Origin of the sequence: Promicromonospora alba (genome assembly GCF_042654905.1) — a bacterium.
In the GTDB taxonomy this organism is placed as follows: Bacteria; Actinomycetota; Actinomycetes; order Actinomycetales; family Cellulomonadaceae; genus Promicromonospora; species Promicromonospora alba.
The window spans coordinates 563057-579742 of record NZ_JBHSFI010000003.1; the positions used below are offsets into that span (position 1 = coordinate 563057).

The following is a 16686-nucleotide window of genomic DNA, read 5'->3' on the forward strand; positions in this document are numbered from 1 at the left end:
ATCTCCGAAAAGGGACCGCGGGAGGGGTGAAATCACCCGGGCGAAACTTCGCCGGCGACGCCCCGGGCGCCGCCGGTCCGCCTATCCGCCTATCCGCCAGCCCGCCAGCCCGCCAGCCCTACGACCGGCCGCTAGGGCCGTTCCGCCCGCTCGCGGTGCCGCCGGACGCCCGCCCGGTTGGCGCACCGCACCGAGCAGTACCGCTGACGCCCGTTGCGTGTCACGTCGACCACCACGTGGGTGCAGGGCTCGGACGCGCAGCGCCCCAGCCGGTGCATCCCGCGCGTGACCAGGTGGAGCGAGGTTCCCACGCTGATGACGGCACGCAGGACCGAGGACAGCACCTGGTCGTCGTCCCGGTAGTGGAGGTGCCACCCCTCGCCGTCGTGGTCGGTGAGCCGCGGGTAGGCCGCGACCGCTGCCATCTGCGCGTTCAGCAGCGCGGCGCGGGCCGCCGGATCGGGCGTGTCCACGATCCGCAGCCAGTCGTCGACGACGAGGCGCGAACGCGCGTGATCCTCGGGCTCCTCCTGGAACTCCATGGTCATGCCGAACTCGCGGGTCCGCGCCTCGATCCCGGCACGGTCGTCGGGCCAGTCGTCGGCGAGGGACCCGGCGAGCAGGACCGCGTACTCGCCGTAAGGGTTGAGATGCATAAGGCCATTACAGCATCGTGGGAGGCATGACGACGATCGACACCCGCCCCGCCCCGCGGACCAGCACCCAGCAGACCAGCACCCCGGAGGCCAGCACCCCGAAGACCCGGCACGAGCACTCGTGGGCGACAGAGTCGCGCCACGCGACCTCCGCGGGATACGTGGTCTACGTGCGGTGCACCGCGTGCGGCAGCCACCGGGTGGACCTGCAGGGACACCGGGAGCTGCCGCCCGCGCCGCTGACCCGGGTGGTCGGCGGCGCGGCCGAGACACAGGGCTGACAACGACCGGGCTGACAACGACCGGGCTGACAACGACCAGGCCGACGACGACAGGGCTGACGGGCGCCCGGAGGCCGTGTCAGTGACTCGTGCAAGCATCGGGTATGGACAACATTCAGCTTCTTCGCCCGGACGGGTTGATCTTCAGCCCAGCCTTCAGCCACGTCGCCGTCGTGCCGCCGGGAGCGACCACGATCTACGTCGGCGGCCAGGACTCCGTCGACGCGGACGGCTCGCTCGTCGGCGGGGACGACGTCGCCGCGCAGTCGGTCCGTGCCGTGGAGAACGTCAGGACCGCGCTCGCCGCGGCCGGCGCCACCTTCGCCGACGTCGTGCAGTGGACCGTGCTCTTCGTCGACGGGGTCGACCTCGCGGCCGCGTACGGCGCGATCGCTCCCCTGCTCGCGTCCGACGAACCGCCCCTGGTGATCGCAGCCCGCGTCGCGGGTCTCGGCGTTCCGGGTGCGCTCATCGAGGTCAGCGCGATAGCGGCCGTGGTGCGCTGACCCTGGCACGGTGGGCCGCGACCCGCTCCCTGGTGGCGCAGCGGCGCGAGCAGTACCGCTGGTCCGGCCCGCTCCCGACCGCGAGGAACACCTGATCGCAGCCGGTCGCCGCGCAGACCCCGCCCGGCAGCTCCTGCCGGTCCCAGATCAGCACGGCGATCGCCAGGCAGGCTGACGCCAGGAACCACTCGCCGATCGGGCCGTCGTCGTCGCGGTCGAGGTGCACGTGCCACGCCGTCCCGCCGTGTGCGGTGAGCCGCAGCCGCTGCGTGTGCCGGGCCAGCAGGTGGTTGAGCAGCCCGGTCGCCGTCTCGAGGTCGTCGGCGTCGAAGATCGGGCGGAGCTCGTGCGCCGCGCGCCGCAGGGGCTCGACGTCGTCGTCCGTGATCGTCAGCGACTCGTCCTCACCGTGGGCGAGCAGGACCTCGCGGACGGCTGCCGGTGTCGGCTCTCCGGCCAGCACGTTGATCATCGCCGCGGTACGCCGTGCGGCGGCGCGCGGGGAGAGCCGTACGGGCCAGTCGGCGTTCGGTGGGACCATCGCTGAAATGTAACGCTCATAGACGAGTTTTGCGTTACGTCCGTACGGTGCGTCCCGTGTACCTGCCGACCACGAACCGACGCCTGCTGACCTATCTGGCCGGGGCGACGATCTCCCGCACCGGCGACGAGATGAGCGGCCCCGCTCTGCTCCTGCTCGCGATGGCCGCCTCCGACGCGGTCTCGACCGGGCCCGCGGTGGTGGCCGCGCTGACCGCCGCGACAGCGGTGGGCGGTCCGGTTCTCGGCGTGCTCCTCGACCGTACGCGACGCCCGGGTCGGCTGCTGGCGCTCGCGCTCCTGGGCTTCGCCGCGGTCATCGTCTGCGTCGCCCTCCTGCTCGGGCAGGTCGGGGTGACGGCGCTCGTCGCCGTCGCGCTGATCGGCGGGCTCTTCCGCCCGGCCCTGTCGGGCGGCTGGAGCTCCCGGCTGCCCGGCGTCGTACCGGCCCGCGAGCTGCCCCGCGCCTCAGCGCTCGACGGCCTGACGTTCGACGTCGCCGCGCTGGCGGCTCCCGTCCTCGTGGGCGGCCTGGCGCTCGTGCTGCCTCCTGCGTACGCGGTCGCCCTCGCGGTGCTGGCGATCCTGCTCGCCGCCCCCGCCGTCCACGCGACCGGCGGTATGCCGCGCAGGACCGGCCGGCCGCCGCGGCTCCGGCAGCAGGTGCTGGCCGGATTCCTCGTGATCGCCAGGATCCGGCGGCTGCGCCGGGCGACGGTCACGTCGGTCATCAGCTACGCCGGCGTCGGGCTGATCTTCACCTCGGCGCCGCTCCTGGCCGAGCGCGTCCTCGGCAAGGCCGGGCACGGCCCATGGCTTCTCGCCCTGATGGCTCTGGCGGCCCTGATCGGCAACGCGGCGTACGCGGCTCGCCCAGACCGGATCGCACCCGACCGGGTCCTGGCCGCTACCTACTGCGTGCTCGCGGCCGCAGCCGGATCGGCGGCGCTGGCCCTGGTGGCAGGCCGGACGCCCGTCGGCGCCTGTTGCCTGCTGGCGGCCGCAGTCCTCACCGGCGCGGCCGACGGGCCGCAGCTCTCCGCACTGCTGCGGATCCGCCACCGGGACACACCCGAGGAGGTCCGCGGCCAGGTGTTCACCACCGCCGCCAGCCTCAAGCTCGGCGGCGCGGCACTCGGCGCCGCGCTGTGCGGCGCACTGTCGTCGACGCTCCCTGTCGCGATGCTCGCGGCGATGGCCGTCGAGCTCGCCGCACTGCTGTCCTTCGCCGCGCTCAGCTGCCGCGGACCAAGAACATAACGGGTGCGGTCACTTCGCCGCCGACCGCAGGCCCCATCGCTCCACCCCGCCGAACGTAGGGCTGGTCGCCTTCCAAGCGCTCACGCCGCGACTGCTCCTCCATTCGACGCCAAGGCTCGTTCGCTGTTCGGGCCCCCGCGCCTCACGACGGCGTGCGGGGCCGGCTCCTGTCGGGTGCCCGGTCGTAGCCGGCGGGCCGGATCGTGAGCTCGGCGCGGCCGCCGGTCAGCGACCGCAGGTCGAGGACGTAGCGGCCGAGCTCCGCCTCCGGGACGGTGGCGACCAGGCGCGCCCGGCCGTCGTCGGCCAGCTCGGTCGCCGAGACGCGCCCGCGCCGCCCGGACAGGTCGGTGAGCACCGCGCCCTGGTGGTCGGGCGGGACGGTCACGGTCACCGTCGCGACGGGCTCCAGCAGCACCGTCCCGGCCTCGGCCAGCGCAGCCTTGACGCCTGCGGCCGTCGCGACGCGGAACGCCATGTCGGACGAGTCCACCGAGTGCGACTTGCCGTCGTACACCTCGACGCGCAGGTCCACGACGGGGTAGCCCTGCGGCCCTCCGGCGGCCATCGCGTCGCGGGCGCCCTTCTCGACGGCGGAGATGTACTGCCGGGGCACCGCGCCGCCCACCACCGAGTCGACGAACTCGAAGCCGCCCGCCTCGAAGCCGCCGTCGAGCAGTGGCCCCACCCGCAGCTGCACGACGGCGAACTGGCCGTGCCCGCCCGACTGCTTCTTGACCTTGCCCTCGGCCTGCGTCGACCGCGCGATCGTCTCCCGGTACGCCACGGGCACCGGCCCGGTCTCGACGTGGACGCCGAACACGCGCGCGAGCCGCTCGACCGCGACGTCGAGGTGCGTGTCACCGAGGCCCCGCAGCACCGTCGCCTCGCCCATCCGGTCGAGGACGAGCGTCGGGTCCTCGGCGACGAGCCGGGCCAGCGCCGCCGGCATGCGCTCGTCGTCGGACTGTGACGCCGGCACGAGCGACGCGGCATAGACGGGCTGGCGCGGGGGTGGCAGGAAGGGCCGTGCCTGGCCCGACGTCCGCGACCAGAGCAGCGTGCCCGACGGCGAGCCGCCCAGCTTGGCCGCGGCCCCGACATCGCCCGCGGCGAGCTCCCCGGCCGGGATGTGCTCCTTGCCCTGCAACCGGAACAGGCCGTGGATGCGCTCGTCGGCGCCGGTGGTCGCGTTACGCAGTCGGTCGGACGTGCGCACGACGCCGGAGAGCACCTTGAGCATCGAGACCTGGCCCACGAAAGGGTCGACCACGGTGCGGAAGATGTGCACGAGCGGCTCGCCCGACGGGTCGGCGGCGACCGCGACGGTGCGGCCCGCACCGCCGTCGTCCCCTGTGTCGTACGTGCCGGCGGGCGCGTCGTCACGAGCGGCCGAGCCGACGACTATGCGGCTGTCGCGCTCCGTCGGCGCGGGCGCCAGCTCGCACAGCAGGTCCGTCAGCCGGTCGACGCCGGTGGCGGTCACGCCGGACGCGACCACGACGGGCACCGCCTCGCCCGTGGCCACCTCGCGCGCGAGGTCACGCTCGAGGACCGCCGCGGCCGGCTCCCTGCCGGACAGGTACGCGTCGAGCTGCTCGTCGTCGTGCGACACGAGCTCCTCGGTCACGTCGACGTGCATCCGGTGCTCCTCGTCGACGGCCCCGGGTGGCAGGTCCTCCTCGTGGTGCCGGCCCTGGTCGTCGTACACGAGCGCGTGCTCGCCGAGCACGTCGGCGATGGCGCGGAACGACTGCTCCTCGCCGAGCGGCAGCTCGATGGGCCACAGGTGCTCGCCGAACGCCTCGCGCAGCTCGGCGAGCACGCGCCGGAAGTCGGCGCGCGCCCGGTCCTCCTGCGTCACGACGACGACGCGCGGCACGCCGAGCGCCTCGGCGGTCGACCACGCGGTCCGGGTGCCGGGCGGCACGCCGTCGACGGCGCTGACGACGACGAGCGCGAGGTCCGCGACCGACAGGGCCGTGTCCATGGCGCCCGCGAAGTCCGGGTGGCCGGGCGCGTCGGCCAACGTCAGGGTGCGCACGGCGCCGTCGGGACACGTCCAGGTGAGCGTTCCGAGCGCGAGGCCGAGCGAGATGCCCCGGGCGATCTCCTCGGGCTCGTGGTCGGTCACAGTGCTGCCGTCCTCGACGCGGCCGGCGCGGGGAATCGCGCCGGCGCGGTGCAGCAGAGCCTCGGTGAGCGTCGTCTTCCCGGCGCCCGACGCGCCCACGACAGCAACGGTCCGGTGCCTGCCGGTTGATGCCGCCTCCATGAGAGGCCTCCCGCCATTGGGTGCTACCGGCCATCATGGCGCTTTTGCCGGCGAGCGTGCACCCCAGAGCGACGGGTAATTGGGTGATCAATCGGGATACCCGTTACCCGGCCTCCGTCAGCGGCTGAGCTCGATCAGCGCGAGCAGCGCCCGCCCATACGCATCGACAGCCTCCGGGGCTGCGAACACGCGCGGCCGGCCGAGGAGCTCGACGTCCACCTCGTAGACGCCGTCGGCCCGGCGCAGCGCGCGGAAGCTCGAACGCAGGAGCGCACGCAGCTGGTCCTCGCGCGGCAGCCAGAGGGCGTCCTCGATCGCCACCGAGTCGAGCGCCCACTCGGTGGTGCCGTTGAAGCCGAGGATGGTTCCGGTCGGGAACTCGTGCGCCTCGATGGTCATGGTGCTCACGGTGAAGACGTCGCCCGCGAGCTCGGGCGCGGCGATACGGAACTGGTCGCCGTCGACCGGCTTCCAGACCAGGCCGGCGTCACGCAGCTCCGCGGCAAGCTGGGAAGAGATCATGACCCCATTGTGGAACCCGCAACGACGGACGAGAACGGGGTTGTGTCCGTATCCGAGGCTCTGGCGAGCACAACCCCGTTCTCACCCATCTCGGTGGCCCGTCAGTAGTGCTGGGCGGCGGGGGTCGTCTGCGGCCGGCGGTGGGGCCACAGCGCGATGGCCAGGCCGGCCAGGACGCTCCCGAGGTGCAGCCCGTTGTCCGCCGCGTTGATGTTGAGGAAGTTGATGTCCGGGTTGCTCACCGCGAACAGGCCGAAGACGAACGTCGCGCCGTAGCCGGCCACGAGCAGCCAGCCGAACGTCCGCGCCCGGCCCGCCGCGGACCACAGGGCGAGCCCGAGGAGCCCGATCAGGATGTGCACGATGTTGTGCAGGGGGTTGATCGCGAACCCCAGCAACGTCTGGCTGTGGTCGTGCTCCGCGAACCCGCTGAACCCGGTCACCAGGAAGCCGGCGGCCCCCACCAGGAGGTAGACCGCGCCGATCGCGAGGGCGATCCACTGGTGCGGCGCCCGCGTGCGCGTCGAGGACATGGACTGAGTCATGGCACTTCTCCGTTCCTTCTTGTGTGGCACCCGTCGCTGCGGCGACGGTCATGCAACGGGTTCGGAGCCAGAGCCGGACCGGATGGGAGGAACGGGAGAAAAGATGCCGGTGCCGCCATCCCCAGGATGACGGCACCGACTGTGGAGCGGACCAGGCCTACTGGCCCGTGAACACGAACTGGGAGCCGGGCTCCTTCTCGATGTCCCCGTCACGGGAGTTGGTGACGGTCACGTTCGACAGGATGGCGTTGCCGCGAGCGCCGCCCATCGCGAGGATCCCTGAGCCGTTGTTGGACCCGTCGATCCGCACGTTCGTGATCCGGACGTCGGGCATGTTGCCGCCGCCGTTCTTGAACTGGATGCCGTCGTAGGTGGAGTCGTAGATGTCGGTGTCGCGGATGGTGACGCCGGTGATGTCGTGCGTCTGCGGGAAGATCGTGATCGCCCCGAACTCCTGGTCCTCGTTCCAGAACGCCCCGCCGGTGCGGTAGAGGCCGTTGTTGGCGATGAGCGTGGTCCCCGAGAAGGGCAGGGGGTCGTGGTCGGTCGCCAGCATGATGCCGGGGTAGTTCATGGTGTCGGAGATCAGGTTGTTCTCTATGGAGTTGTCGTAGCCGCCATAGATGGCGATGCCGTTGGCGCGCCAGGGCAGCTGGACGGTGTTGTTGCGGAACGCGTTGTCGTGCCCGATGTCGACGTTGCGGTCCTTGACGTACGGGTTGGCCCAGACGGCGAGCGCGTCGTCGCCGGTGTTGCGGAACGACGAGTTGAACACGAGGGAGTTGCGCGTCCCGTTGCTGAAGTTGATGCCGTCCGCGTAGGTGTTGCGGATGCGGACGCCGGAGAACTCGACGCCGTCGCCGGGTCCCCACAGCTCGGGGATGTTGGTGTAGTCGCGTCCGACCCAGACGCCGACGTTCGCGTGCTCGATCCAGACGTTGGTGATCTTGGTGTCCTTGCCGAACCGGCCGTTGAGGCCGACGCCGCCCTCCTCCTGGCCGTTGTTCCCGCGGATGTCGCCGGAGCCGAAGATAGCGATGTCGGAGATCTGGACGTTGTCGTCGATGTCGAACCCGAAGTTGCCCTCGTGCGGGTGGTTGATGACGCCCGGGGCGAGGTGCGGCTTGATGAGGCTGTAGAGCTGCGAGTGCCACATGCCGGCGCCGCGGATCGTGACGTCGCTGATGCCCACCTGGTTGTGCGTGCCGCGGTTGAGCGGGTCGTCGGTGAGGATCTTCTTCTCCTGGCGCCACTGCCCCGCCGGGATCCATACGCAGGCGATGTCACCGTTCTGGTCGGCGGTCACGGCGGCCTGGATGGCGGCCGTGTCCTCCTGCCCGTCGTTCGGGACCGCGCCGTACTCGGTGATCGAGGTGCACTGGGCGGGCTTCGAGGCGGCCGGTGCGACCTGCTCGAGCTCGATCAGGTCGATGACGTAGAACGCGGCGTCGTCCCCGGCGTCGCGCTGGAGCTTGAACTCCGTGCCTGCCGGGAACGACCGGCCCAGCAGCGCGTGCGACTCGTCGAAGAGGCGGCGGGCGTCGCCGCCCGGGGTGTTGACCAGGCCTTCGGGCTGGTCGGTGGTCCCGTACAGCCACGAGTGCTTGGACGACAGCGTCAGCTTCTGCACGAACGTACCGTTCGCGTACAGGCTGATCGTCTTCTCCTGGCCCCCGCCGCCCGCGGCGTCGGGGATCGAGTTCCGCACGACTATCGAGTTGGTCGGGGCCGTGGACGTGAACTCCACGTTCTGGCCGGTGCTGGTCAGCCGCACGGACTCGCGCCCCGACGACTCGGTGGCGAAGTTGGTGTGCCCGAACGTACGCAGCGGGTCGGCCTGCAGGAGGGTGCCGGTGTACTCGCCGTCCTCTGCCTCGTAGGTGGTGTACGGCACGGCGGCGCCGCGGCCCACGGTCACGGCGAGCCGCCCCGAGTTGTTCTCCTCGTTCGTCTCGTCGACGACGTCGGTGGCGTCGGCCGTCGCGGTCACCGTCACCCCGCCGTTCGTCGCGGTCCAGGAGCCGGACGGCGTGACCGTGACGGTCTGCCCGGCGGGGATCGCCGGCGTCGTGCCGTTCAGCGTGCTGGAGCCCGCGACGACGCGGGTCACGGACCCCGCGGCGGCCGGCTGGTTGCCGCGGTTGCGCACCTGGACCGTGAAGGTCACCGCCGCTCCGACGGCGGGGTTGGCCGGGTTCGAGGACACCGAGACGACCTCGAGGTCGGGCCCGGGCGCCTCGCCCACGACGAGCTTCGCCGTCGCCGTGAACGCGTTGTCGGTCTCGTTCTGCTCGGCCACCGCGTTCGCCGGGTCGACGACCGCGCCGACGGTGTACTCCCCCGCCGGACGGGTGCCCGCGGCGACCGGCACCTGGGCGGTCGCGCCCGGCTGCAGAGCGCCGACGTCCGCAGAGCCCACGGTGGTGCCGCCGAGCTTCGCGTCGACGGTGGTGCCCGCCGAGGCCCGGTCACCGGTGTTCTTCACGGTCGCCGTGAGCGTCACGGGTGTGGTCGCCGTGGGCGACGCCGGGGACGCGGTCACCGCCGTGACGGTGAGGTTCGGGTTGGGCGCCGGGGCGCCGTAGACCTCGAGCTCGGCGACCTGGCCGTTGCCCGCGCCGGTGTTGGCCGTGAAGCGCAGGCGGACGTCGGTCACGGTGCCCGCCACCGGGACGTTCACGAGGTTGCCGCTCCCGGGTGCGAACGCGTACCCGGCGGACGCCTTGAGCTCCTGCCACGCCGCGGTGCCCGAGCGGCCCCAGACGGAGAACGTCTGGGTACGCGGACCCCACGCGCCGTCGGGGTTCAGGCGCACCCGCACGCTGCTGACCTGCGTGGGCGCGGCGAGGGCGACGTCGAGCGTCGACGAGTACTGCCCGCCCGCGCCCTCCCAGTACGTACCGACCTGCCCGTCCACGGCGTTCGCCGCCACGTAGGACCACTCGGTGGACGACGCCGCGGCGGGCCGGTCCTTCGCGTAGTTGGTGCCGGTCGGGTCGGTGGGCGGATCGGTGGGCGGGTCGGTCGGGTCTCCGCCGCCCGTCGGGGTGCCCCAGACCTGCAGCTCGGCGACCTGGCCGTTGCCCGCGCCGGTGTTGGAGGTGAAGGCGAGGCGCACCTCGTCCACCTCTGTGTCTATCTCCGAGCCGCCCTCGGAGCCCAGCGTGAGCTCCACCTTGTTGCCGCTCGCGGGGTCGAAGCGATGTGCAGCAGACGCCTTGAGCGTGCGGAACGACGACTCGCCGTCGGACCGGCCGAGCACGCTGAACGTCTGCGTGCGCGGCTCCCACACGGCAGCTGGCGGCACGGTGACGACCACGCGCTCGACGTCGGCCGCCGCGCCGAGGTCGACGGTGAGGTGCGCCGGGTACTGGCCGCCTGCACCCTCCCAGTAGGAGCTCGCGTTCCCGTCGTTGGCGTTGCCCGCGACGTAGGTCTGCGTCACCGACGACGCGGCGATCGGCTTGCCGAGCGCGAGATTGGTGGCCTCCGCCGCGGCGTACGCGACCGCGCCGAGGCCGAGCGGCGCGACGAGCGCCAGCGCGACGCCCGCCACGACCGTGTTCTTCCGGGCGCGGTGATTCCGGCCCGTGTTCCAGCCCGTGTTCCAGCCCGTGTTCCAGCCCGTGTTCCAGCCCGTGTTCCAGGGGATTCTCATGAACGTCCTCGTTCTCCCGCCGAGGCGGGCTCGTCCAGCCGCGGGGCAGCATTGCCCGGCGAGAGTAGAAAGTTGCAGCGTGCGCACTGCTTTGTGCTCAGCGTCTGTCAATTTCTTGCGGCTTGCTGTACGGACGTTACGAGACCGCGCACCGGGCGTCAAGGGTGCGGCAGGGGGCAAGACACAGGCACGACGACGACGACGGGGGCGGCGGGCGGAGCGCTCGTCAGAGCACCCCTCCCACCGCCCCCGCCCGGATCCCTCGCTCGGACGCCGGTCGCCGGCCGCCGATGACCGGCCGCCGGCCACGGCTCAGCGCATCCGGACCCGCACCTCCTTGCTCGACGTCTCGCCGTGCTGGTTGGTCGCCACGACGGCGATCCGGTGCGTGCCCCGCCCGATACCGGTCGCTGCGAGCGTCGCCTCCTGCTTCCTGGGCGTGCGGTCCACCAGCTCCACGGTCCGCACGACCTCGCCGTCGACCAGCAGTGCCATGCGCTGCGCGTTGGCGCCGTAGGCGATCCAGGCCTCGACCTCGATCCGCCCGTCCTCGGCGTCTTCTACCTCGACGGAGACCTTGCCCGGCACGCCGCGCGCCGGACCCGGCACCCGCTCGGCGTCCGCCGCCGCGCTCGTGTAGGCAAGGCGCGGCGCGTCCGGCGTCGTCATCCCCTCGCCGATGAAGTACGAGGTGTGCGGTGGCTGGTTGTAGCCCGTGTTCTGCCAGGTCACGGCCGTGCGGTACTGCGGGTCGGACATGAGCGTCCGCAGGCGGTGCTCGGTCGGGATGACCGTGGTGGCGATCCGCAGCGCCGTCGAGTCCGCGGTGCGGGTGACGAGCTCCTCGCGCCAGTCGCCGAAGAGGTCCGCCTGGAGGGACGGCGTGCCCTTCGTGCTGTTGTTCGAGAGCGTGCCCTCGGCCCGGTAGAGCTCGACCTCGCGGCCGTTCTCGTAGTCCCACTTCGCGATGGTCGGCACCCCGGTGGAGGTCGCGACGTCCCAGTCGTGGTTGCCGATCTCCGCCAGCAGGTCCCCGTCCCAGAAGGTCAGGAAGTTCGCCGCCGGGATGCTCTCCGAGAGGACCTCGCCCGTCGAGGACGAGACGACCTTCCCGACCGGCGAGTTCCACGCGGCGTCGCCGCCGACCGCCCAGCCCTCGGCGCCGTCGTGCCGCGGGTCGATGTCGCCCATGGCGGCGCGGCCCGTGTCCCGCGTGGCCGGGATCGACCAGATGGTCTCTCCGGTCTCGGCGTCCCGGAAGGTCGCCCCCGCGTTGCCGGACTGCGCCATGTTCTCGTGGGCGGCGAACTGCTCCAGCCCTGGCCGCGCCGGGTCGAAGTCCGACACGTGCATGGCGTCGCCGTGCCCGAGCCCGGTGTTGACGAACACCTCGCCGTTGTCGTCGATGGTCATCGACCCGAAGACGATCTCGTCCTTCTGGTCGCCGTCCACGTCGGCGGTCTGCATGTCGTGGTTGCCCTGGCCGCGGTACTGGTCGCCTGCGTCGTTCGAGTCGAACACCCAGCGCTGGGTGAGCTCCTCGCCGTCGAAGTCGAACGCCGCGATCACGGTCCGTGTGTAGTAGCCGCGGCTGAACACCATCGACGGGTGCTCCCCGTCGAGATAGGCGGTGGTCGCCAGGAACCGGTCCACGCGGTTGCCGTAGCCGTCGCCCCACGAGCCGACGTCGCCGCGCGGAGGCACGTAGTCGATGGTGTCGAGCGCGACGCCAGTGGCGCCGTCGAACACCGTGAGGAACTCCGGCCCGGACAGCACGTAGCCGGCCGACGTCCGGAAGTCCGCCCGGGCGTCCCCGATGACCGTCCCGGCGGCGTCGGTCGTGCCGTCGGCGGTCTTCATCGCCACCTCGGCCCGCCCGTCGCCGTCGTAGTCGAAGACCTGGAACTGGGTGTAGTGGGCGCCGGAGCGGATGTTGCGGCCGAGGTCGATACGCCACAGCTTGGTGCCGTCGAGCTCGTAGGCGTCCAGGTAGGTGTTGCCCGTGTAGCCCGCCTGCGAGTTGTCCTTCGCGTTGGACGGGTACCACTTGACGACGTACTCGTACTCGCCGTCACCGTCGAGGTCCGCCACCGAGGCGTCGTTCGCCGAGTAGGTGTACGGCTGGCCGTCCTTCGTGGTGCCGTCCGCCGGCTTGTCGAGCGGGATGTCGAGGGTCTGGCCGTCCCACGGCGTGAACTCGTCGGTGGCCCAGTGCTCGATCCCGTCCGCGACGGTCGCCACCCGGTAGGTCGCGTCCGCGGTGCCGTCCGGGTCCAGGAGGCTGGTCGTGCCGGTCAGAGGCGCGTCGGTGATGCGCTCGCCGTCGCGGTAGACGTGGAACGCGACGTCCTGCGGGTCGTCGCCCTGCATGCGCCAGCCGACGTGGACGCCGTCTGGGCCTGCGGCTGCGACCGGCTGCCGCCCGATGCGCTCGGTCTGCCGGGACAGGTTCGTCACGGCGGCGGAGACGACGGTGTCCGAGAGCTCGGAGACGCCGCCGGCGTTCACCGCCGCGACCGCGTAGGTGTACCCGATGGTGGTGAGCACGTCGGTGTCGGTGTACTCGGGCCGCGCGGTACGGGCGAGCAGCACCTGGTCGCCCGACCGGTCGGTCCGGTAGACGTGGTAGAACAGCGCGCCCTCCACCGGCTCCCAGGCGAGCGAGACGGCGTGCTTCTCGACGTCGGCCACTGCCAGGCCCGACGGCGTCGGAGCGGTGGGCACGTCGGGGTCGACAGTGGTGAGCTCCACCGCGTTGGACGGGACGGACTCGTTGTCCGCGCCGTCGAGCGCCACGACGGTGTACGTGTAGCGGAGGCCGACGTCCGCCGTCGTGTCGACGTACGAGGCGTCCGTGACGTCCGCGAGTGCCGCCGGCTCGGCGGCACCCTCGGCCTGGCGGTAGACGCGGTAGCCGGCGACGTCGCGGGCCGGCTCCCACGTCAGCGGCACCGAGACGGCGGAGCCGTCGATGCTGACGTCGCCCGCGACGAGCGCGGTCGGCGCGTAGAGCAGCGAGGTGATCTGCAGGCCGTTCAGCCAGCCGTCGGCGACGAGGTCGATGTGCCCGTCGGTGACGACCACCGGCTGGATCACCTTGTTCGACGTGCTGCCGCGCGGGGCATTGGCGGTGCCGTGGTTGACGCCCTCGAGGGTGACGCCGAGGCGTGCGGTGCCGGTCCGGTCGCCCCAGATCACCTCGACGGCGTAGGTGCCGTTCGGGACGTCGAACCGCAGGGGCGTCGCGGCGCTCGGCAGCAGGAAGTCGCGCTGGAGGTCGTCGAGGCCTTCCTCGCCGGCCCCGCGGTCCCGGCCGCCGGGGCCGGCGGCCGAGGTGAAGCCGTAGCCCAGCTCCTCGGTGTAGAGGGTGTTCTGGTCGAGGGCGGTGTAGCCGGCCTTCGTGGGGCTGCCGGCGAGCTGGACGTCGAACCGCAGGAGCGGCGCCTTGGTCGTGAACGTCACGACGTCCGACGGCGCGGACTCGCCGCGCCCGTTGACCGCCACGACCCGGAGGTCGTAGGAGGTGCCCTCGGTGAGGCCGGTGAGGTTCGCGACGCCGACCGTGGAGGTGGCCGCCAGGGCGAAGCCCGACTCGGGTGCGGCGGTGGTCTTGGCGTACACCCGGTAGATGTCCGCGCCGTCGGCCTCCGTCCAGCTCAGCGTGGCGCCGGAGGCGGTGATGCTGCCCGCGACCACGCCGGCCGGCGGCTCGGGGACGGCGGCGGGCGGCTCGGCGTCGACCACCTCACCGGCGAGCGGCACGTCCAGCTCTGCGGTGTCGCGGGCGACGAGGCGGGCCATCTGGATGGCCCCGTAACCCTGGAAGTGGGTGTCGTCGGCGGTGCCGTTGGGCCGGTTCGGGTAGACGCCTGCCGGCACGTGCAGGAAGACCGACTTCGCCTCCTCCGGGCCGATCTCGGTCAGGTACTGGCGGCTGGACGCCGACAGGTCGACCAGGGGTGTGTCGGTCTCGGCCGCGAGCGCTGCCGCCTGCTCGACGTACTGCGGGAACGAGACGTTCGCCTGCCCGGCGGCGTCGTAGCTGCGCCGCGAGACCGGGGTGACGATGATCGGCGTCGCCCCGCGCTGGCGGGCACCCTCGACGTAGGTGCGGAGGTAGTCGCGGTAGTCGGCGGGCGCCGCGTAGCGGTCGTCGACGCCGTACGAGTTGTCGTTGTGGCCGAACTGCACGTACAGGTAGTCGCCCGGCCTGATCTGCGTCAGCACCGCGTCGAGGCGGCCTTGGCTGATGAAGTTCTTCGACGACCGACCGCCGATGGAGTGGTTGGCGACGACCACGTCGTCGGACAGGAACCTGTCGATCATCTGGCCCCAGCCGGCCTGCGGCGCCCAGAACTGGTCGTAGGTCTGCACCGTCGAGTCGCCGGTGAGGTAGACGGTGGGCTTCGGCCCCGCAGCGCGCGGCGACGTCCGCGTGAGGGTCAGGGCGGCGAGGTTCGCGGCACCGCCGGAGAGCTCGAGGTTGAGCTGGCCGTCGACCAGCGCGAGGTCGAACTCCATCTCGAGGTACTCGCCGGCAGCCTTCTGGGTCGACTGGACCTTGACCATCTGCTCGGCGGTGAGCGCGATGTCGGTGGCGCCCTGTGCGTCGCCCGCGACCAGGCGTACCCGGTAGTCGCCGTTCGGCAGGTCGGCGACGAGCTCGGTGTCACCGACGGTGACGAAGTCAGAGCGCAGGGCGTCCGCGCCGCCCCGGTCGGTGGCGGTGACCTGACCGGGGTCGACGAACCCGATCCGCTGGTCGACGCCGTACCTGGTGTCGGCGTCGATGCCGGTCGCACCCGCGGCGACGGCGCCGCTGCCGAGGTCGAGGGTGAGCACGCCGTTCTCGGGGAACGCCGGCTCGGGAACCCCGTCGCCGACCAGCGTGCCGACTGCGGCGGCGGACGGCGCGGACTCGCCGTCGGCGCCGATCGCACGCACGCGGTAGTAACTGACCTCGGTGGTGTCGGCCCCCGCGTCGGTGGCGAACACAGTCCGCGCGTCGGTGCGCGCGATCTCCGTGTACTCGCCGCCGAGCGTGTCGCTCCGGGTCAGGACGTAGCCGGTCGCATCCGGCACCGCGTTCCAGCGGAGCCCGAGCGCGCCGGGCGTGGCGTGCGCGACGCGCACCGACGTCGGCGGGACGGGGGCTGCCGCAGCCGAGATCGCAGGCGCGAGCGGGAGCACGAGCGCCGCGGCGGCCAGGCCGGCGACGACCGGTCGGACAGGGCGGGACTGCGAGAGCACGCGTGAACCCAGGACTCTCGAACCTAGGCGGTAAGCGCTTTCTAGCATGGCAGGAGCGCGCCATCGAAGCTGGGGCATGGGATCACCTTGTCGTCTCGTCGTCGAGTCGGACCGGACCGGACAAGCCCCGGCGTTGGGGCCGATCGGCAGGGATTGTATGGATTCAATCCCGGCCAGGCAGTCATCTTGCCGCGCCCGCCTGAGGTTGTAAAGAGTCAGTCAGCAGCGGTGGCGCCGGCAGACGACCGCGTCGCCGAAGACGTCGGCAGCCACCTGGCGCAGGGTCCGGTCGGGCGGCGAGCCCGAGCCGTACCGCTATGCCTGCCGCTTCCTCTGGGGCGGTCGGCATCTCGTCCGAACCTCATCGCGGCTTGTCCTGCACCGAGCCGGGCGGTCGAGTCGGCGTCAGCCGGACGGCTCGGCGTCAGCCGGACGGCTCAGTGTCAGCGAGACGGCTCGGCGTCAGCCGGACGGCTCAGTGTCAGCGAGACGGCTCGGCGTCAGCCGGACGGCTCACAGAGTCGCAGCACATTGCCGAACGGATCGACGAGCTCGATGGTCGGCCCGCCCGGAGCGTCGCGGTCAATACCGGGCCGAAGCCGCGCACGCGGCCGGCCCGAGAGCTCCGCGTGGAGCGCGTCGACGCTGGCAACAGGCAACCAGACCACCGTTCCCGGCGTCCCGTCGCCGTGGTGCTCGGACAGGTCCAGCACCGCCTGGCCCCGGCGGACCCGCAGGTAGAGGGGCATGCCGGGCTCGAAGCGGTGCTCCCACTCGACGCCGAACCCGAGGTAGTCCACGTAGAACTCTCGTGCAAGCGCCTCGTCCTGGACACGGAGCACAGGGACGGCGCGCCCGAAGTCCGGCGGCCCTCCCGGCAGCCGCGCGGACGCGATGTTCCAGTCGGCGAATCCGAGCTGCACGGCGACGATCTCCAGCGCGCGGCTGTGGCTGATGGTGACGTCGGTGGCGGCGAGCGTCCGGCGCAGCGCGCGAGCGGCCGCCTTCGCGTCGGAGAGTGTCAGGTCCACGATTTCATCGCTATCCCGGTGCCGTGAGCGTCGTCGGTGCCCGCATTGCCGTCCGGGGCACCGTGGTAGGCACGAACCTCTGACAGGACGTCTTCGTCGATGCATTCACCGAACCGATCATCTCGGCGCGGGCGGCGGGCTCATCGAGTGCCCGGGAAGAGA

General features: G+C 72.0%; 11 protein-coding genes. 3 read left to right on the top strand and 8 right to left on the bottom strand.

What is annotated here, in order from left to right; genetic code table 11:
• Positions 1-131 precede the first annotated feature (131 nt).
• The gene (locus ACFO6V_RS07720) at positions 132-656 is read right to left on the bottom strand and encodes a CGNR zinc finger domain-containing protein (RefSeq protein ID WP_377133895.1); all 525 of its coding nucleotides are present in this window, start codon (positions 654-656) and stop codon (positions 132-134) included.
• 26 nt (positions 657-682) lie between these two features.
• Between ACFO6V_RS07720 and ACFO6V_RS07725 the strand changes: the two genes are divergently transcribed.
• Complete coding sequence (locus tag ACFO6V_RS07725) at positions 683-937, top strand: hypothetical protein (RefSeq protein WP_377133897.1); 255 nt, start codon at positions 683-685, stop codon at positions 935-937.
• A 104-nt stretch (positions 938-1041) separates the two neighbouring features.
• Entirely contained in the window at positions 1042-1443 is a 402-nt protein-coding gene (locus ACFO6V_RS07730) for a RidA family protein (protein WP_377133899.1), read from the top strand.
• Here the strand turns inward: ACFO6V_RS07730 and ACFO6V_RS07735 are convergent.
• Entirely contained in the window at positions 1415-1984 is a 570-nt protein-coding gene (locus ACFO6V_RS07735) for a CGNR zinc finger domain-containing protein (protein WP_377133901.1), read from the bottom strand. The two genes, ACFO6V_RS07730 and ACFO6V_RS07735, sit on opposite strands and share 29 nt — an antisense overlap.
• A gap of 56 nt (positions 1985-2040) precedes the next feature.
• On the opposite strand from ACFO6V_RS07735, the gene ACFO6V_RS07740 reads away from it, so the two are divergent.
• Positions 2041-3243: an MFS transporter gene (locus ACFO6V_RS07740; protein WP_377133903.1), complete on the top strand. Its 1203-nt coding sequence runs from the start codon at positions 2041-2043 to the stop codon at positions 3241-3243.
• A gap of 142 nt (positions 3244-3385) precedes the next feature.
• On the opposite strand, the gene ACFO6V_RS07745 is transcribed toward ACFO6V_RS07740, so the two are convergent.
• From ACFO6V_RS07745 to ACFO6V_RS07770, 6 genes are all read right to left on the bottom strand, one after another.
• Complete coding sequence (locus ACFO6V_RS07745) at positions 3386-5518, bottom strand: elongation factor G (RefSeq protein WP_377133905.1); 2133 nt, start codon at positions 5516-5518, stop codon at positions 3386-3388.
• Between the two features lie 117 nt (positions 5519-5635).
• Positions 5636-6040 carry a pilus assembly protein CpaE gene (locus tag ACFO6V_RS07750; RefSeq protein ID WP_377133908.1) on the bottom strand — a complete coding sequence of 135 codons (405 nt, stop codon included), beginning with the start codon at positions 6038-6040 and terminating at the stop codon, positions 5636-5638.
• Between the two features lie 101 nt (positions 6041-6141).
• The gene (locus tag ACFO6V_RS07755; RefSeq protein WP_377133910.1) at positions 6142-6585 is read right to left on the bottom strand and encodes a DUF4383 domain-containing protein; all 444 of its coding nucleotides are present in this window, start codon (positions 6583-6585) and stop codon (positions 6142-6144) included.
• A 157-nt stretch (positions 6586-6742) separates the two neighbouring features.
• Positions 6743-10243: a CARDB domain-containing protein gene (locus ACFO6V_RS07760; protein ID WP_377133912.1), complete on the bottom strand. Its 3501-nt coding sequence runs from the start codon at positions 10241-10243 to the stop codon at positions 6743-6745.
• 312 nt (positions 10244-10555) lie between these two features.
• Complete coding sequence (locus ACFO6V_RS07765; RefSeq protein ID WP_377133914.1) at positions 10556-15493, bottom strand: rhamnogalacturonan lyase family protein; 4938 nt, start codon at positions 15491-15493, stop codon at positions 10556-10558.
• A gap of 500 nt (positions 15494-15993) precedes the next feature.
• Positions 15994-16524 carry a glyoxalase superfamily protein gene (locus tag ACFO6V_RS07770; protein WP_377133916.1) on the bottom strand — a complete coding sequence of 177 codons (531 nt, stop codon included), beginning with the start codon at positions 16522-16524 and terminating at the stop codon, positions 15994-15996.
• Positions 16525-16686 lie beyond the last annotated feature (162 nt).